17 protein-coding genes and 1 pseudogene are annotated in these 16,072 nt (G+C 63.9%); 6 read left to right on the forward strand and 12 right to left on the reverse strand.

From position 1 onward, the window contains the following. Positions 1 to 3 precede the first annotated feature (3 nt). Together HHL15_RS18095 and HHL15_RS18100 are read left to right on the forward strand one after the other, a co-directional pair. Positions 4 to 966, forward strand: a complete 963-nt coding sequence (locus HHL15_RS18095) for an ABC transporter permease subunit (RefSeq protein WP_169147208.1) — start codon at positions 4 to 6, stop codon at positions 964 to 966. Next, a complete protein-coding gene (locus HHL15_RS18100; RefSeq protein WP_169147209.1) occupies positions 963 to 2,027 on the forward strand; it encodes an amino acid ABC transporter permease in 1,065 nt (354 codons plus the stop codon). The genes HHL15_RS18095 and HHL15_RS18100 overlap by 4 nt, the downstream gene beginning before the upstream one ends. Here the strand turns inward: HHL15_RS18100 and HHL15_RS18105 are convergent. Continuing rightward, positions 2,024 to 3,352 carry a sensor histidine kinase gene (locus HHL15_RS18105; protein ID WP_169147210.1) on the reverse strand — a complete coding sequence of 443 codons (1,329 nt, stop codon included), beginning with the start codon at positions 3,350 to 3,352 and terminating at the stop codon, positions 2,024 to 2,026. The two genes, HHL15_RS18100 and HHL15_RS18105, sit on opposite strands and share 4 nt — an antisense overlap. 72 nt (positions 3,353 to 3,424) lie before the next feature. Next, positions 3,425 to 4,315 carry a LysR family transcriptional regulator gene (locus HHL15_RS18110; protein ID WP_169147211.1) on the reverse strand — a complete coding sequence of 297 codons (891 nt, stop codon included), beginning with the start codon at positions 4,313 to 4,315 and terminating at the stop codon, positions 3,425 to 3,427. Between the two features lie 115 nt (positions 4,316 to 4,430). Between HHL15_RS18110 and HHL15_RS18115 the strand changes: the two genes are divergently transcribed. Further along, positions 4,431 to 5,033, forward strand: a complete 603-nt coding sequence (locus HHL15_RS18115; RefSeq protein ID WP_169147212.1) for an FMN-dependent NADH-azoreductase — start codon at positions 4,431 to 4,433, stop codon at positions 5,031 to 5,033. Between the two features lie 15 nt (positions 5,034 to 5,048). After that, positions 5,049 to 5,909, forward strand: a complete 861-nt coding sequence (locus HHL15_RS18120; protein ID WP_169147213.1) for a pirin family protein — start codon at positions 5,049 to 5,051, stop codon at positions 5,907 to 5,909. A 95-nt stretch (positions 5,910 to 6,004) separates the two neighbouring features. Here the strand turns inward: HHL15_RS18120 and HHL15_RS18125 are convergent, their stop codons facing one another. Next, positions 6,005 to 7,174, reverse strand: coding sequence for an HD domain-containing phosphohydrolase (locus HHL15_RS18125; RefSeq protein ID WP_169147214.1), 1,170 nt, complete (start codon positions 7,172 to 7,174; stop codon positions 6,005 to 6,007). A 107-nt stretch (positions 7,175 to 7,281) separates the two neighbouring features. Between HHL15_RS18125 and HHL15_RS18130 the strand changes: the two genes are divergently transcribed. Further along, positions 7,282 to 7,785: a DNA-deoxyinosine glycosylase gene (locus HHL15_RS18130; RefSeq protein WP_169147215.1), complete on the forward strand. Its 504-nt coding sequence runs from the start codon at positions 7,282 to 7,284 to the stop codon at positions 7,783 to 7,785. A 27-nt stretch (positions 7,786 to 7,812) separates the two neighbouring features. Here HHL15_RS18130 and HHL15_RS18135 read toward each other — a convergent pair whose 3' ends face one another. Beyond that, entirely contained in the window at positions 7,813 to 9,450 is a 1,638-nt protein-coding gene (locus HHL15_RS18135) for a PHA/PHB synthase family protein (RefSeq protein WP_206198847.1), read from the reverse strand. Positions 9,451 to 9,728: 278 nt separating this feature from the next. On the opposite strand from HHL15_RS18135, the gene HHL15_RS18140 reads away from it, so the two are divergent. Then, positions 9,729 to 10,172, forward strand: a complete 444-nt coding sequence (locus HHL15_RS18140) for a universal stress protein (protein ID WP_169147217.1) — start codon at positions 9,729 to 9,731, stop codon at positions 10,170 to 10,172. Positions 10,173 to 10,240: 68 nt separating this feature from the next. Here HHL15_RS18140 and HHL15_RS18145 read toward each other — a convergent pair whose 3' ends face one another. The 8 genes and pseudogenes from HHL15_RS18145 to ccoN form a co-directional block, all read right to left on the reverse strand. Continuing rightward, positions 10,241 to 10,483, reverse strand: a complete 243-nt coding sequence (locus HHL15_RS18145; protein ID WP_169147218.1) for a hypothetical protein — start codon at positions 10,481 to 10,483, stop codon at positions 10,241 to 10,243. A 37-nt stretch (positions 10,484 to 10,520) separates the two neighbouring features. Next, positions 10,521 to 10,661: a DUF3149 domain-containing protein gene (locus tag HHL15_RS18150; protein WP_169147219.1), complete on the reverse strand. Its 141-nt coding sequence runs from the start codon at positions 10,659 to 10,661 to the stop codon at positions 10,521 to 10,523. A 12-nt stretch (positions 10,662 to 10,673) separates the two neighbouring features. After that, complete coding sequence (locus tag HHL15_RS18155) at positions 10,674 to 11,207, reverse strand: FixH family protein (protein ID WP_169147220.1); 534 nt, start codon at positions 11,205 to 11,207, stop codon at positions 10,674 to 10,676. 13 nt (positions 11,208 to 11,220) lie between these two features. After that, positions 11,221 to 12,660, reverse strand: a complete 1,440-nt coding sequence (gene ccoG, locus HHL15_RS18160; protein ID WP_169147221.1) for a cytochrome c oxidase accessory protein CcoG — start codon at positions 12,658 to 12,660, stop codon at positions 11,221 to 11,223. Positions 12,661 to 12,757: 97 nt separating this feature from the next. Continuing rightward, positions 12,758 to 13,678 (reverse strand): cytochrome-c oxidase, cbb3-type subunit III, encoded by a 921-nt coding sequence (ccoP, locus tag HHL15_RS18165; protein WP_169147222.1) that lies wholly within the window; start codon positions 13,676 to 13,678, stop codon positions 12,758 to 12,760. Then, positions 13,671 to 13,862 carry a cbb3-type cytochrome oxidase subunit 3 gene (locus HHL15_RS18170; RefSeq protein WP_169147223.1) on the reverse strand — a complete coding sequence of 64 codons (192 nt, stop codon included), beginning with the start codon at positions 13,860 to 13,862 and terminating at the stop codon, positions 13,671 to 13,673. The genes ccoP and HHL15_RS18170 overlap by 8 nt, the downstream gene beginning before the upstream one ends. Positions 13,863 to 14,000: 138 nt before the next feature. Then, positions 14,001 to 14,603 (reverse strand): annotated as a pseudogene (ccoO, locus tag HHL15_RS18175) (cytochrome-c oxidase, cbb3-type subunit II); the annotation flags it as partial. Positions 14,604 to 14,622: 19 nt separating this feature from the next. Next, a complete protein-coding gene (ccoN, locus tag HHL15_RS18180; protein ID WP_169147225.1) occupies positions 14,623 to 16,044 on the reverse strand; it encodes a cytochrome-c oxidase, cbb3-type subunit I in 1,422 nt (473 codons plus the stop codon). Positions 16,045 to 16,072 lie beyond the last annotated feature (28 nt).

Here is a 16,072-nt window from a genome sequence, read left to right on the forward strand (position 1 = left end):
CCCATGGCCGGACGCCGCCGCAGCGCCTGGCTGGCCCAGGCCCTGATCCTCGCCGCCGTGCTGGCGCTGGCCGCGCTGCTGGCCACCACCACGGCCGGCCACCTGCAGGAACGGGGCATCCGCAGCGGCTTTGATTTTCTGCTGGAACCGGCGGGCTTCGCCCTCGGCGAAAGCCTGCTGCCCTTCGAGCCCGGCGACACCACCCTGCGGGCCTTTGCCGCCGGCCTGCTCAACACCTTGCGGGTGGCCCTGCCGGCCGCTGCCCTGGCCCTTCTGATCGGCATCGCCGCGGGCTTCGGCCGACTCGCCGAAAACCCGCTGCTGCGCGGCCTGGCCGGCGCCTTCGTCACCGGCGTGCGCAACCTGCCGCTGCTGCTCCACCTGCTGGCCTGGTACTTCATCCTGACCGACCTGCTGCCGCCCGGCGACGCCGCCTTCAACCCGCTGCCCGGCGTGTTCCTGAGCAAGTCCGGGCTGGCCCTGCCCTGGTGGGGCGAGGCCGGATTCGAGATCCCGCAACCTGCCGGCTTCGGCCTGGAAGGCGGCGCCAACCTGACCCCCGAATACCTGGCCCTGCTGGTCGGCCTGTCGGTCTACAGTGCCGCCTACATCGCCGAGACCCTGCGCGGCGCAGTGCTGGCCCTGCCCCCCGGCCAGCGCCTGTCAGCGCTCGCCCTGGGCATGAGCGCGCGCCAGGCCTTCCTGCTCGTCCTACTGCCCCAGGCCTGGCGGGCAGCCCTGCCGCCGGTGACCAGCCAGATCCTCAACCTGCTCAAGAACGCCTCCCTGGCGGTGGCCATCGGCTACCCCGACCTGGTGTCGGTGGCCGGTACCAGCCTCAACCAGACCGGCCGGGCGATCGAATGCCTGAGCATCGTGGTGGCGGTGTATCTGGCCCTCTCCCTGTTCGCCGCGGCAATCAGCCACCGGCTGGAAGCACGCCTGTTCCGGGAGCAGGGGGAATGAGCTTCGGCAGCCTGCGCCGGACCCTCTTCGGTGACCCCCTCAACACCCTGCTGAGCCTGGGCGTGCTGGCACTGCTGGCCTGGAGCCTGCCGGCCCTGTTGCGCTGGGCCGTGCTGGAGGCACAGTTCGCCGCCGACGTGGGGGCCTGCGAGGCCCTCGATCACCGGGGCGCGTGCTGGGGCGTGGTGGCGGAGAAAGCCCGTTTCATCCTGCTCGGGCGCTATCCGGCGGAGCAGGCCTGGTGCCCGGTGCTGGCGGCCCTGCTGATCATCGGCGGCTGGCTGGGAGCGGCCTCCGGCCGCCTGCCCGGTGCCGCCGTGGCCAGCTGCCTGCTGCTGCCCCCGCTCCTCGCCTTCCCACTGCTAGGCGGCGGCTTCGCCGGGCTGGAGACGGTGCCCACCGAACTGTGGGGCGGCCTGCCCCTGACCCTGCTGCTGACCGGAGCCGGGCTGGCCGGCGCCCTGCCGCTGGGCATCGCCATCGCCTACGGGCGCCGCTCGTCCCTGCACCTGCTGCGCGCCCTGCTCACCGCAGGGGTCGAGCTGGCGCGGGGCATTCCTCTGGTGGCGGCACTGTTCATGGCGTCTTTCCTGCTGCCCCTGTTCTTCCCGGAAGGCGGAGGGCTGGACATGCTGTGGCGGGTGCTGATCGCCATCGTGCTGTTCGCCGCGGCCTATCTCTCCGAGATCGTGCGCGGCGGGCTGCAGGCCTTTCCCGCCGGGCAGCGGGACGCCGCCGCCGCCCTGGGTTTCAGCCCCTGGCAGACCGAGCGCTGGATCGTCCTGCCCCAGGTGCTGCGCCAGGTGGCGCCTTCGCTCGCCAACAGCGCCATCGCCCTGTTCAAGGACACCTCTCTGGTCACCGTGGTGAGCCTCTACGAGCTGACCGGCTCCCTAGGCCTGGCCCTCGCCGGGGACGCCCAGTGGCGCCCCTTCTACCTCGAGGCCTGGCTGTTCATCGCGGCCATCTACTGGATCGGCTGCAGCCTGATCGCCCGCCTGGCCCAGCTGGCAACCCGCGGTGCCGCCCCCCGCCCCCAGGCCGATCCACCCGGCAATTAGCCGACCGGCGCGCTCAGCGGGACGGGAGGCGCGTCCCGCCCCCCCTGCCGGGCCAGCCAGGCCGAGAACCAGACCGTCACCCCTTCCCGCTCCTCCATCAGGACGCCGGCCTCGCCCCCCATCTGCGCAGCCAGGTGGCGCAGATGCAGGAGGCGCAGACCGAATGCGCCGGAGGTCCCCAAGGCTCCGCCGCCGCCGGGCTCCGCGTCCTGCATCAGTTGCGCAATCTGCCCCGGTGCAAGGCCGACCACACAGCCCCTGAGCCTGAACTCGACGAGCACCCCAAGACGGCTCTCCCTTGCGCTGCGTACCTCCAGCGTGATGCTGCCGGGCCGGGCCGGGCTGAGGCCCTGGGCCACCAGGCTGTGCAGAGCGTGGGTCATGCGCGCTCCGTCACCTAGCAGGCATGCGGGCAGCGGTGTCATGTCGACATGCAAATACGGCCCCCGCCCCGCAGCAGTAGAGGTGTGGCTGACGATGACCTGTCCGATGATTTCATCCAGCGCCATCCTGTCCACATTCAGCGAGAAGTCAGCGGCATTGGCGTTGGCACGGGTGATATCAGCGACCGCATCGACCAGTCCCAGCAAGTGCCGAGCCGCGCCGCGCAGGCGTTCGCGACGGCCCGCGTGCTGCAGGCCATCACCCTGTCCATCACCCTGCAACAGACCCAGGATGGCATGAACCGCCGGCCTCATCTCGCCGGCCGCCGCCACCATGAAGTCATTGCGGGCGCGGCCGTCGCGCTGTGCCTGCTCGAGCCCGGCCTGCAAGGCCCTCAGGCGGGAGGGCTCCCCGGTCTCCAAGGCAACGAACATCAGGACATGGACCAGGACGACCGCGGCCAGCAGGTAATCCAGCGGAGTCCCGGCCTGCAGCAGCAGGGTCAGCATCGGCACGCCTAGCAGGCCTGCGCAGATCCGCAGCCTGAGCGGCTCGGCAGCCACCAGCGGACGGACAAAGCGCGCCACACCACTGAGCACCCCCGCCAGCAGGAAGCACAGTGACTCACTCGCCTCCTGCGCCAGCAGCGGGACAACGATGGCCCAGGCCGTGGCCAGCAGCACCGCGGCGTCCGCGCAAGAACGCGGATCCTCCCGAGCGGCCTCCGCGGCCATGGCATCCCGCTGTGCCCTGACCAGATGGAGGCCCGCCAGGAAAATGCCGGCAAACCACGCCAGCAGTGACAGCATTGACTGCCTTCCCTCCACAGCCACGGCGGCCAGCAGCAACAAGCCGAGGCCGAGACTGGCCACCCAGGCCGCGCGGAAGTCACGAGCTGAGGCCGCAATAATGCGGACGGAAGCAGGCAGCGAATACATCATGGACAGCGCACCTCACCCTGCATGGGGAACAAGCCCCCATTATGGGGAAAATATGCGCTGGAGCGGAAAGCCTCAGCGGATCGTCGTCCCCGCCTCCTCGAGCATGCAGGCCAGTCGTGAGACGCCCGGACCGCACAGATCCGGATCGGCAAGCACCAGGTACATGTCGGCAAAGCGCACTTCCATGCCCCCCAGCGGCAGGACCTTCAGGCTCCCCTCTTCCAATTCACGGCGGATGCGGGCCTCCGGATACCAGGCAAAGCCATGGCCGGCCACGGCTGCGGCAATCGACGTGGCCATGCTGCTGAAGGTCCAGCGCTGTTCCACCTCGATGGTGAGGCTGCGGGAAGTACGGCTCGATCCCGTTTCCCGCACCATCAGGTGGCGATGGGCACGCAGATCCTTCTCGCCCAGCACCCGCCCGGCCTGATGCAGGGGGTGCGATGCAGCGGCCACGGCCACCAGGCGCATGCGCAGCATTGGCTTGCCAAGGAAACCCGGCGGCACGTGGGGAGTCACCGCCAGATCGGCCTGGCCGGTGAGCAGAGCTTCACCGGTTCCGCCCATCACCGATTCGATCACCTCCACCCGGGTTCGCGGGGCTTCGGCACCAAAGCGGGCCAGGCAATCGACCAGCACCTCCGGCGGAAAGAGGATCTCCACCGCCAGGCCGATCTCCGCCTCCCAGCCCGCGGAGAGCTTGCGGGCGGCCTGCTCCAGGTCACTGGCCTCGGCCACCAGGGCCAGGGCCCGGCGATGGAGCATGCGCCCGGTCGGCGTAAGCACCGCCTTGCGCCCCTGGATCTCGAAGGCTTTCACACCCAACTGGGACTCGATCTTCTGCACCGCGTAGGTGACCGCCGACTGGCTCTTGTGCAAGGCCTCGGCAGCCTGGGCATAGCCCCCCGCTTCAACCACCGCGATGAGCGCGCGCCACTGCTCCAGGGAAATGTGGGGAGTCATCTGCACGGGCCAAACCTATCCATTAATTCGATCATTAGAAGCTAAATCTTCTTCTTTTTTATCTTCCTGGTAAATCATTAAATAGCAACACCAACCCACCCGATGGAGCAATCAAATGAGCACCCTTCTGAAGATCAATGCCAGCCTGTTTTCCAGCCAGGGGCAGTCCAGCCAGTTGGCCGACCGCTTCGTGGCCGCCCGCCTCGCCGCCCATCCGGACACCCGGGTGATCAGCCGTGACCTGGCCGCCGAAGCGGTGCCCCACCTGGATGCCGCCCGCTTCCTGTCCTTCCTGGCCAAGCCCGAGGAACGCAGCGCCGAACAGCAGGCGGTGGTGAGCTTCTCCGACGCGCTGATCGCCGAGATCCGCGAGGCCGACGAGGTCGTGATCGGCCTGCCCATGTACAACTTCGGCATTCCTTCGACTCTGAAGGCCTACTTCGACCACATCGCCCGCGCCGGCGTGACCTTCCGCTACACCGCCAATGGCCCCGAAGGCCTGCTCGGCGGCAAGAAGGTGCATGTCTTCGCGGCCCGCGGTGGCCTGTATGCCGGTACGCCGAAGGACAGCCAGACCACCTATGTGCGAGACTTCCTGGGCTTCATCGGCATCACCGACGTGGAATTTGTGTATGCCGAAGGCCTGAACATGGGTGAAGACAGCAAAAGCGCCGCCCTCAGCGCCGCCCACCGCCAGCTCGAACAACTGGCCGCCTGACACAGGAGACACGCCATGACCACACGCAGCCTCGAACGGATCATTCCCTCCATCCCCGTCTCCGACGGGGCCGGGGTCAAGCTGAGGCGCAGCCTGGGCCAGAGCCAGGGGCTGCGTCTGGACCCCTTCCTGATGCTCGACGAGTTCGCCTCGGACAATCCGGACGACTACATCGCCGGCTTCCCGCCGCACCCCCACCGGGGCTTCGAGACAGTGACCTACATGCTGGCCGGGGACTTCGAACATGAAGACCACCTGGGCCACAAGGGCCACCTGCGCGGCGGTGGCGCCCAGTGGATGACGGCCGGGCGCGGCATCATCCATTCGGAAATGCCCCTGCAGGAATCAGGTCGCCTGCACGGCTTCCAGTTCTGGATCAACCTGCCGGCGGCCGAGAAGATGAAGCCGGCAGCCTATCGGGACATCCAGCCCGAAGAGATTCCCCTGGTGAGCATTGCCGGTGGCACAGCCAAGGTCGTGGCGGGGCAGATGGAAGACAGCGAGGGGCGAGGCATTGCCGGGCCGATCCAGGGGCTCAGCACGGCCCCGCTCTTCCTCGACGTACGACTGGAAGCTGGCGCTACCTTCAGCCAGGCAGTTGCCGAGGGGCACTCGGCCTTCCTGTACCCCTATGAAGGCACGCTGCAGGTCGGCGACAGCCCGGCATCCCGCACGCTGGCAGCCCGTCAGGCGGGTGTGCTGTCCCCTGGCAGCCGGATCGCGGTACAGGCCGGTCCGGCGGGTGCGGCCTTCCTGCTGCTGGCGGCACGCCCCCTGGGCGAGCCGGTCGTCCAGTACGGGCCTTTCGTGATGAACACGCGTGAGGAAATCGAGCAGGCTCTCGACGATTACCGGACGGGGAAGCTGGCGGCCTGAACCGGAATCACGCGAGTCTGATCACCCGGGTCTGCCCGGCCCGGCCGGGCCTCCCGGAGACATCCCCTGACGGGTGAGCCCGGGCCCCGGCATGCTCAGCCGGCCTTGACGGCCATATCCCCTTCGTCCTCGGGTTCGTCCCGGAAATTGCGGGCGATGGCGGCGAAATCGCCCGCCACCCGCATCAGGGCGTCCACCAGGTCGGGATCGAAATGACGGCCTTTCTCGGCGGCGATCATCTCGAGCGCCTGCTCATGGGGAAACGGCGGCTTGTAGACCCGCCGTGAGATCAGCGCATCGTAGACATCGGCAACCGCCATCAGCCGCGCGGAGACAGGGATCGCGTCGCCGGCGAGCCCCTGCGGATAGCCGCTGCCATCCCAGCGCTCATGGTGCCCATAGGCGATCTCGGCGGCGTAGCGGAGGAAGGAGGCATCGGCCTCGCCTCCCAGGGCCTTCTCGGCCTGCAGAATGGCCTTCTGGCCGTATTCGCAGTGCTGCTTCATGATGAACCACTCTTCCGGCGTCAGCTTGCCCGGCTTGAGCAGGATCGCATCCGGCGTGGCCACCTTGCCCACATCGTGGAGAGGGGCCGACTTGAACAGCAGCTGGATCACATCCTCGTCCAGTTCATGGCGGAAACGCGGATGGTCCCGCAGTTCCTCGGCCAGGATCCTCACGTAGTGCTGGGTCCGCCGGATATGGTTGCCGGTCTCGTTGTCGCGGGCCTCGGCCAGGGCACAGAAGGCGGTGATGGTGGCCGCCTGGGCCGCGATCACCTCCTGCTTGCTCGCCACCAGGCGCCGGGATTGCTCGCTGATCTCGGTGGTACGCTCGGCGACGATCAGCTCCAGATCGGCATTGCGCCGCTCCAGGGCACGGGTGGCCCGGGACAACGCCAGATGGGTACGTACCCGGGCAAGCACCACGGTCGGCGAGATCGGCTTGTGGATGAAATCCTCCGCCCCCAGGGAGAAACCCAGCTCCTCGTCTTCCGGCCGGTCGAGGCCGGTCAGAAACATCACGGGGATCATCCGGGTGGTCTCCGACGACTTGAGACGCCGACATACCTCGAAGCCGTCCACTTCGGGCATCATCACATCGAGCAGGATGAGGTCGGCAACGCCACCGTCCGTCAGGTAAGCAAGCGCCTCCGTGCCACTGAAAGCCGGATGCACTTCGTAATGCTCCGACAGAATATCCTCCAGGATCAGGAGGTTGTCTGCCTGGTCGTCCACAATCAATACATGGGCGCGCTGTTTCATGCCTTCGTCCTGATGTTCATGTTATCCGCCCTGCAGCCACATTCCCTACCGGCTTGATATCGGCAGTCGCCGCTGCTTTTTTCAATCGTAGCCAAAACGAGCCAAGCATGCTTCAGATTCAAGGTTTTCCACCCGTCGCCACCGCCTCCGCCCACACACTGATCCTGGGTAGCATGCCCGGCGAAGCCTCCCTGCAGGCGGGCCGATATTACGCGAATCCGCGCAACCATTTCTGGTCGGTGATGGGGCATCTGATCAATGCCGGCCCCGAATTGCCGTATGAAGTCCGGTTGCGGCGGCTGACCGACGCAGGCTTCGCCCTGTGGGACGTACTCGAAGCCTGCGAGCGGCAGGGCAGCCTTGACAGCAATATCGTCCGGGACAGCATCGTACCCAATAATTTTGAAGACTTCCTGCGGCAATATCCGCACATTACCCGCATTTTCTTCAACGGCACGACAGCGGAGGCCGCCTTCCGGCGCCATGTGCTGGACAGCTTGCCGGTGACGGGGATCCAGCTCGTGCGCCTGCCGTCAACCAGCCCGGCCAACGCCCGCTATACGCTGGAGAAACATCTGCAGGCCTGGCAGGTCATCTGCAGGGCCGGCTGAAGGCGCCCGGCCCTTGAGCAAGAACGATCAGTGTTCCAGCACGTAGGTCCCTGGCGCGTCGGCCAGCGCGGGATAGGCCTCGGTGGCAACGGGCCCGGCATCGACGAGGTCTCCAGCCTGCGGCTTGAGCCAGGCCATCCAGTCCTCCCACCAACTCCCCGCCTGCTCCCGGGCACCGTTGCGCCAGCCGTCCGCCGTATCGGAGCGATGGGCCGGCGCCACCCAATAGCTTCGCTTGGGCGGCTTGACCGGTGGATTGACGATGCCAAGGATGTGCCCGGAGCTGGACAGCACATAGCGCTTGGGCCCGGTCACATGATTCATGGTGCGGAAGGTCTGGCGCCACGGCGCGATGTGATCGTCCTCGGCGGAGACCGCGTACACCGGTTGGGTGATGGTCGCGAGATCAATCGGCTGGCCCGCCACGGTAAGGGCGTCCTTGTCGATCAGCTTGTTGTTGAGATAGAGCTCGCGCAGATACCAGGCGTGCATGGTGTAAGGCATGCGGGTGGTGTCCATGTTCCAGTAGAGCACATCGAAGGGCGGTGGCGTCTCGCCGTACAACCAGCCATGCACGACGTAGTGCCAGATCAGGCTGTTGGAACGGAGCAGGCGGAAGGAGGAAGCCATCTCGGCGCCATCGAGATAGCCCTTCCGCTCCATGTTCTGGGTGATGTAGCGGATGCTGCCCTCATCCACGAAGACCTCGATGTCGCCAGGCTTGTGGAAATCGACCAGCGTGGTGAACAGGGTCCAGTGGGCCACCGGGACCTCCTCGGGGGCGAATTGGCGATTGGCCCAGGCCATGTAGGTGCTCAGGGCGGTGCCCCCGATGCAGTAGCCGACTGCATGGACTTTGGGCGACCCGGTGAGCCCCCTCGCCGTATCCACCAGCGCCTGGATCCCTTCCACCAGGTAATCGTCGAAACGGACATCGCGCATCTCCGCACCGGGATTCTTCCAGCTGGTGATGAAGACGTCGAAGCCCTGCTCGAGCAGGTAGCGGATCATGCTCTTCCTGGGGGTCAGGTCGAGGATGTAGAACTTGTTGATCCACGGCGTGACGATCACGATGGGCGTGCGGTGCACCTTGCTGGCGACCGGCGTGTAATGCAGCACCTCGAGCAGGCGGTTGCGGAACACCACCTTGCCCGGCGTGACGGCGAGGTTCTCGCCGACCTTGAAATCCTCGGGGTCGGTCATGCGGATGTTGCCCGCCTCAAGGTCCGCCAGAAAGTTGTGAAAGCCCTTGCTCAGGCTCTCGCCGCGGGTTTCAACAGCCAGGCGCATCGCCACCGGGTTGGTGATCAGGAAGTTCGTGGGTGCCACCGCATTGAGCCAGTTACGCCACCAGAACGCTGCCCGGCGTCTCTCCGTCTGGGACAGGCCAGGGGTTTCGTAAAGCATGTCCTGCATATGGTGGGTCAGCACCAGATACCACTGCTTGACCAGATCCCAGGTGGGGGATTCGGCCCACACCGGATCTGAAAAGCGGGTGTCGTCGGAGTGAGGCTTGAGCGGGTCGGTGCTCGGCAGGCCCATCAGCCGGCGCCAACTGTGCCACTGGAGATCCCACAAGCTCGACGAAACCTTGGTCAGGGCTTCGGCGAGTTCCTGGGGATGCGCCGCCCAGGCCAGCTGGGCATGGACAAGGGGTGCCGTCATACCCAGGGGATCTATCGACGACTCCACCGAATCGTGGAGCTGCCTGATCGACTTGCGGGCCAGATCGAGCGGCGGCGCGGAGCCATGACGTGCCATGATGAATCCTCCTCAAACTCTGTAGGGGGCGGATCGGCCTGAATCGTGGGTGCAGGCGTGCCGCAGACTTGACTGGAATGCTGACCCAGGCTTTCGGTAGGACGATTGACTTTGGTCAAGCCTGTAGCGATCAGGCCCGGTCGTATAATGGACTCACCCCATCGCCCAAAAGGAGTTGCGCCATGTTCAAGAACATTCTGGTCCCCACCGACGGCTCGGAGCTTTCTGAATCCACCGTGGCAAGAGCCATCACTTTTGCCAAGGAGGCCGGCGCCCGGGTCACTTTCTTCTACGCACAACCCGACTTTCCGATGCCGATCTATGGGGAAGGCGCATTGATCGACCCCACCACGCCCGAACAGTTCAGTCGGGCCGCGCAAGCCGAGGCAGAACGCATCCTGTCCAAGGCCCGGGAGGCCGCCGCCCTCGCTGAGGTCACCTCCAGCGGTGACACGGTGGTCAGCGAAGTCCCCTACGAGGCGATCATCGAATCCGCCGAGCGCAACGCCTGCGACCTGATCTTCATGGCATCCCACGGCCGCCGCGGCCTGAGCGGATTCCTGCTTGGCAGCGAGACCCAGAAGGTGCTGACTCACAGCAAGATTCCCGTGCTGGTCTATCGCTGAACGCTTTCCGCGGACCCATGGAAAAAGGCCACGCGATGCGTGGCCTTTTTTGCGTCAGAACACCTGCCTCAGTCCTGGGATAGTCTGTTCACCTCTTCCGAAGTCCGCTGGAAGAAGAGCGTGGTGAGACTGGATGCCGCACACACGAGCCAGAAACCGAAGAAGCCGATCGAATAGGTGGCAATGGGCGAGAAATGAACCGGCTGCCCGAACAGGTAAAGCTCCTGCGGGGCGATCACGGTGAAGAACAGTATCTCGACAAGCCCGGCCACAAGAAAGGATGGCCACAAGACCTGAATCAGTTTCTGCATGTTCTGGCTCCCGGATAGGCATCAAGTCGATCACACATCATGTGTGCGACCGCTTCTCGTCCTCTGCGATATGCTGTTTGGCGAAGCGGTACAGATACCCCCCCATCACCACAACGAAACCGATGGTGAACAGGCTGAGCAGTCCGATATCGGTACTAAAAAGTTCTTTCCAGGCCATATTTCCTCCATATCAGTCAACGGGCTTGAGATCGGCCGAATTGATCCGGATCTCCGTCTCTGCGGGGAGGAATGCGTTCCCTGACAGCCGCCAGCTGTGGGACTCATCTTCTATTAGAATTTTCCAGTGCGCCGAGTTTAGGGCAACCGGGATCGACCCCTGGTACTTACCGCCCACACCCTCTATCTGCAGCTTCTGATCAAGCCCTGCCCGGGTCGGGTGGGCCAGGGTCACGTCCAGACGTTGCGGCAGGGCAACACCCGGGTTGGCCGTGAGTTCGATCACCAACGCCTCGGCCGAGAAGCGCACGGCGGCGACCAACCCCTTTTCCTGGGCGGCGGAGGCGCGGGCCAGCGTCTGGTTGATCGCCAGGCCCTGCTTGTAATAGTCGTCTGCCACAAGACCATCGAAAGTTGTCACCGCCAGCCACATGGTGATACTGCCGGCAATGACGGCGGTGGCAGGCATCACCATCAGCAGCCAAGTCCACCTCTCCTTGTACCAGGGGTTGCGGATGGAAGTGGCTTGGGGTGCAGGAGTGCTCATCGAATGGATCTCTTTATTGCGGAATCAGGAATGCGGTTTTCTCGCGAACGGAAACGGTTTCGTCGTCGAGGGCCTTGACCTCGATATACACCGTGTTGGAACCCGGCTTGCCGGATTCGGGCGGTACGGCAACCTCAACGGTGACGGAACGGTGACCTGCAGGATCAACCTCGAACGGCACATTCGGCGTGATCTTGATGCCATCCATGCCGCTTGCACTCAGCGCAAAGCGACGCGGCTTCTCGGTCATGTTCATCACCTGGAGATTGTACACGTTGGCAATCAGGCCACCCTCCACTTCCCGGCTCAGGGTCGAACGATCCTTGATCACATCGACGCGCAGGGTTGAACGGGTTGCCAGCCCCCACACAAAGGCAATGCAGAGGGCGATCAGCACCCCGGCGTAGATCAGGATGCGCGGGCGCATCACATGGCCGATGATCTCGCGGCGCCCCCAGTGGCGCTTCATCGCATTCTCGGTGGTGTAGCGGATGAGCCCCTTCGGGTAGTTCATCTTCTCCATCACTTGGTCACAGGCATCAATGCAGGCAGCACAGCCGATGCATTCGTACTGCATGCCGTTGCGGATATCGATGCCGGTCGGACAGACCTGCACGCAGATACCACAATCCACGCAGTCGCCCTTGGCCACACTCTTCGGCTCCACGCCCTTGCGACGCGGGCCGCGGGGCTCACCCCGCTCCGGGTCATAGGTGATGACCAGGGTATCCGGATCGAACATCACCCCCTGAAAGCGGGCGTAGGGACACATGTACTTGCAGACCTGCTCGCGCATCACACCGGCGAACAGATAGGTGAAACCACCGTAGAAGAGGATCCAGAACAGTTCCCAGGGACCGAAGCTGAAGCTGAGAGCCTCCTTGAACAAGTCCTGGATCGGCGTGAAGTAACCGACCAGCGTAAAGCCTGTCCATAGAGAGAGTGCGCCCCAGGCTCCGAACTTGGCAGCCTTGAGACCCAGCTTGCGGGCGCTCATCGACTCCTGATCAAGCTTCATGCGCTTGCTGCGATTACCTTCGATCTTCTCCTCGATCCACATGAAGATCTCGGTATAGACGGTCTGCGGACAGGCATATCCGCACCACAGGCGTCCCGCCACCGCGGTGAAGAAGAACAGGGAATAGGCGCTGATGATCAGCAGGATGGCCAGGAAGAACACGTCCTGGGGCCAGAACACCCAGCCGAAGATATAGAACTTGCGCTCGACAAGATCGAGCAGCACGGCCTGCCGGTCACCCCAGGGCAACCAGCACAGTCCGTAAAAGATCACCTGGGTCGCCCAGACGAGGATCCAGCGCCAGGTGGCGAAACGACCGCTTACCGCCCGGGGGTAAACCTTTTGCCGTACCGCATAAAGGGTGTCATCCAGTTCCTGACCGGCCTTTGATTGCGAATCGGCACTCTTCGGGGATTGTGTGTCTGGCTGGCTCATGATTGCCAATTAATAATATTCTAATATTTTAGGTCAAAAACTCCCCGGGTTTCCCCGGGGAATCGCTGACCAGGAACACATCGGCTCCCGGACAGGCTTACTTCTGGGCTTCCGCCGGCGCTGCCGCCTTCGAGAGGCTCAGCACATAACCGGCCAGCAAGTGTACCTTGTCTTCTCCCAGGAAGGCCTGGAAGGCAGGCATCTGGTTGGTGCGACCCTTCGTCACGGTCTCGATGATCGTGGCCTCGGAAGAGCCATACAGCCAGGTCTTGTCGGTCAGGTTGGGGGCACCCATGGCCGGCGTCCCCTTGCCTTCCGGACCGTGGCAAGCCGCACAGTTCTGGGAGAACAGCTCCTTGCCGCGCTGAGCGCGCAGGGAGTCGTGGGCGAGGCCGGACAGGGAGCGGACATAGTTCGCCACATCCTTGGTACCGTCGGCGCCGAGAGCCGGGCCGAACGGGGGCATCATGCCCATGCGGCCACCCAGAACCGTGGTCTTGATGGTCTCCGGCTCACCGCCATACAGCCAGTCAGAGTCGGTGAGGTTGGGGAAGCCCTTGGCACCCTTGGCATCTGCACCGTGACACTGGGCGCAGTAGGTCAGGAACAGGCGCTGCCCCATCGCATTGGCTTCCTTGTCGGCAGCCACGGCGTTGAGGTCCATACCCTTGTACTTGGCGAAGATCGGGCCGTACTTCTCGGCCGCAGCCTTCTGCTCGGCTTCCCACTGACCAACGGCAGACCAGCCCAGCTTGCCCTGGTTGTTGCCGAAGCCCGGGTACATGCTCAGGTAAACGATCGCGAAGACGATCGTGATCCAGAACATGTACATCCACCAGCGCGGCAGCGGGTTGTTGTATTCCTGCAGGGTTTCGTCCCACACGTGGTCATGCAGGCCAACCGGCCCGGAGGGACGCTTCGTCATGTTCGAGACAAGCACGAACACGCAGAAACTGATACTCAGGAACACCAGCACCATGACGTAGGCGTTCCAGAAACCGCTAACAAAGTCAGCCATTTTTATTTCCTTCCTTGGTTTGCCGGCCCGCGTCGGGAACCGGCAAGTCGTCCTCGCTGAACGGCAGGAGCGCAGCCTCGTCGAACCCCTTTCGCGCGCGACCGCTATACGCCCACAGGGCAATGCCGATGAAGCACACAAACCCGAAGACAGTCAGTGCTGCACGTGCGTCGTTGATATCCACAGTTGCGCTCCCTTTCGTTCGCCGAATCGGTTACTTGTTTTCCGGTGCGGCAGCCGGGGCCGGCGCTGCAGCTTCAGCCGGCGCGGCGGCGGGCGCCTCGGCCGGAGCAGCGGAAACCGCAACCGAAGGCTTGCCCGCATTCAGCGCGGTGCCCAGACCCTGCAGGTAGGCAATCACTGCCTCCAACTCGGTCTTGCCTTCCAGGGCCTTGCGAGCACCCTGGATTTCTTCGTCCGAGTAGGGGACGCCAACCTTGCGCAGGGCGTTCATCTTGGCCTCGATGTCATCGGACTTGGCCGGGCGGTCAAGCCACGGGAAAGCCGGCATATTGGACTCGGGAACGACGTCGCGGGGGTTCAGCAGGTGAATGCGATGCCACTGGTCGGAGTAACGGCCGCCGACGCGGTGCAGATCCGGGCCTGTACGCTTGGAGCCCCACTGGAAGGGGTGGTCATAAACGTACTCGCCAGCCACGGAGTAGTGGCCATAGCGTTCGGTTTCGGCACGGAAGGGACGGATCATCTGGGAGTGGCAGTTGTAGCAGCCTTCCCGGATGTAGATGTCGCGACCAACGAGGCGAACGGGATCGTAGGGCTTGAGGCCTTCCACCGGAGTGGTGGTGGACTTCATGTGGAACAGCGGAACGATTTCCACCAGACCGCCGACGCTCACGGTAAGGAGCGTGAAGACGATCAGCCAGCCAACCTTGCGTTCAATAAAATCGTGTTTCGATTGAGCCATGATTATTCATTCCTCCCGATCAGGCGTGGGCACCGGCAGGCGCCAGCACCGGAGCTTCATAGGGCTTCTGACCGGCAATGGTCTTCACCATGTTGTAGAACATGATCAGCATGCCGGTCAGGAACAACACGCCGCCGACGACGCGGATGGTCCAGAACGGGTAGCTGGCCTTGACTGACTCGACGAAGGAGTAGGTCAGGGTGCCATCCGGGTTGGTGGCACGCCACATCAGGCCCTGCATCACACCGGAGATCCACATGGAGGCGATGTACAGCACGATGCCGATGGTCGCGATCCAGAAGTGGGTGGTGATCAGCTTGGTGGAATACATCTCGGTCTTGCCGTACATGCGCGGGATCAGGTAGTACATGGCGCCGATGGACACCATGGCAACCCAGCCCAGGGCACCGGAGTGCACGTGACCGACGGTCCAGTCGGTGTAGTGGGACAGGGCATTGACCGTCTTGATGGACATCATCGGACCTTCGAAGGTCGACATGCCGTAGAAGGACAGGGAGGTGATCAGGAACTTCAGGATCGGGTCGGTGCGCAGCTTATGCCAGGCGCCGGACAGGGTCATGATGCCGTTGATCATGCCACCCCAGGACGGAGCCAGCAGGATCAGCGAGAAGACCATGCCGATCGACTGGGTCCAGTCGGGCAGCGCGGTGTAGTGCAGGTGGTGCGGGCCCGCCCACATGTAGGTGAAGATCAGCGCCCAGAAGTGCACCACCGACAGGCGGTAGGAGTACACCGGACGGCCGGCCTGCTTCGGCACGAAGTAGTACATCATGCCCAGGAAGCCTGCGGTCAGGAAGAAGCCCACCGCGTTGTGGCCGTACCACCATTGGATCATGGCGTCCTGCACACCGGCGTAGGCGGAGTAGGACTTGGTCAGGGAAACCGGGATTTCGGCGCTATTGACCAGATGCAGCAAGGCAACGGTCAGGATGAAGCCGCCATAGAACCAGTTCGCCACATAGATGTGTGTGGTCTTGCGGGTGGCGACCGTACCGAAGAACACAACGGCGTAGGAAACCCAGACAAGGGTGATCAGGATGTCGATCGGCCACTCGAGTTCGGCGTATTCCTTGCCGGAGGTGAAACCAAGCGGCAGCGAGATCGCGGCCAGCAGGATGACCAGTTGCCAGCCCCAGAAGGTGAAGGCAGCAAGGCCCGGGGCGAACAAGCGGGTGTGACAGGTACGCTGCACACAGTAGTACGACGTTGCAAAGAGAGCACAGCCACCAAACGCAAAGATCACTGCATTGGTGTGGAGCGGGCGAAGCCGTCCAAAGTGCAGCCATTCGGCAGCGTTCAATTCAGGCCACACGAGCTGTGCTGCGACGATAACGCCGACCAGCATGCCCACGATGCCCCATACCACCGTCATGATGGCGAACTGCCGCACGACTTTATAGTTGTAAGTCTGCGATTGCATTGTGAGTCACCTCATCTAAGAAAAACAA

It is taken from the genome of Zoogloea dura (assembly GCF_012927165.1).
GTDB classification, from domain to species: Bacteria; Pseudomonadota; Gammaproteobacteria; order Burkholderiales; family Rhodocyclaceae; genus Zoogloea; species Zoogloea dura.

What these genes read in the sequence shown, in the direction of transcription:
- HHL15_RS18095 (WP_169147208.1), top strand. Translation starts at nt 4, where the DNA reads ATGGCCGGACGCCGCCGCAGCGCCTGGCTGGCCCAGGCCCTGATCCTC.
- HHL15_RS18100 (WP_169147209.1), top strand. Translation starts at nt 963, where the DNA reads ATGAGCTTCGGCAGCCTGCGCCGGACCCTCTTCGGTGACCCCCTCAAC.
- HHL15_RS18105 (WP_169147210.1), bottom strand. Translation starts at nt 3,352, where the DNA reads ATGATGTATTCGCTGCCTGCTTCCGTCCGCATTATTGCGGCCTCAGCT.
- HHL15_RS18110 (WP_169147211.1), bottom strand. Translation starts at nt 4,315, where the DNA reads ATGACTCCCCACATTTCCCTGGAGCAGTGGCGCGCGCTCATCGCGGTG.
- HHL15_RS18115 (WP_169147212.1), top strand. Translation starts at nt 4,431, where the DNA reads ATGAGCACCCTTCTGAAGATCAATGCCAGCCTGTTTTCCAGCCAGGGG.
- HHL15_RS18120 (WP_169147213.1), top strand. Translation starts at nt 5,049, where the DNA reads ATGACCACACGCAGCCTCGAACGGATCATTCCCTCCATCCCCGTCTCC.
- HHL15_RS18125 (WP_169147214.1), bottom strand. Translation starts at nt 7,174, where the DNA reads ATGAAACAGCGCGCCCATGTATTGATTGTGGACGACCAGGCAGACAAC.
- HHL15_RS18130 (WP_169147215.1), top strand. Translation starts at nt 7,282, where the DNA reads ATGCTTCAGATTCAAGGTTTTCCACCCGTCGCCACCGCCTCCGCCCAC.
- HHL15_RS18135 (WP_206198847.1), bottom strand. Translation starts at nt 9,450, where the DNA reads ATGACGGCACCCCTTGTCCATGCCCAGCTGGCCTGGGCGGCGCATCCC.
- HHL15_RS18140 (WP_169147217.1), top strand. Translation starts at nt 9,729, where the DNA reads ATGTTCAAGAACATTCTGGTCCCCACCGACGGCTCGGAGCTTTCTGAA.
- HHL15_RS18145 (WP_169147218.1), bottom strand. Translation starts at nt 10,483, where the DNA reads ATGCAGAAACTGATTCAGGTCTTGTGGCCATCCTTTCTTGTGGCCGGG.
- HHL15_RS18150 (WP_169147219.1), bottom strand. Translation starts at nt 10,661, where the DNA reads ATGGCCTGGAAAGAACTTTTTAGTACCGATATCGGACTGCTCAGCCTG.
- HHL15_RS18155 (WP_169147220.1), bottom strand. Translation starts at nt 11,207, where the DNA reads ATGAGCACTCCTGCACCCCAAGCCACTTCCATCCGCAACCCCTGGTAC.
- ccoG (WP_169147221.1), bottom strand. Translation starts at nt 12,660, where the DNA reads ATGAGCCAGCCAGACACACAATCCCCGAAGAGTGCCGATTCGCAATCA.
- ccoP (WP_169147222.1), bottom strand. Translation starts at nt 13,678, where the DNA reads ATGGCTGACTTTGTTAGCGGTTTCTGGAACGCCTACGTCATGGTGCTG.
- ccoN (WP_169147225.1), bottom strand. Translation starts at nt 16,044, where the DNA reads ATGCAATCGCAGACTTACAACTATAAAGTCGTGCGGCAGTTCGCCATC.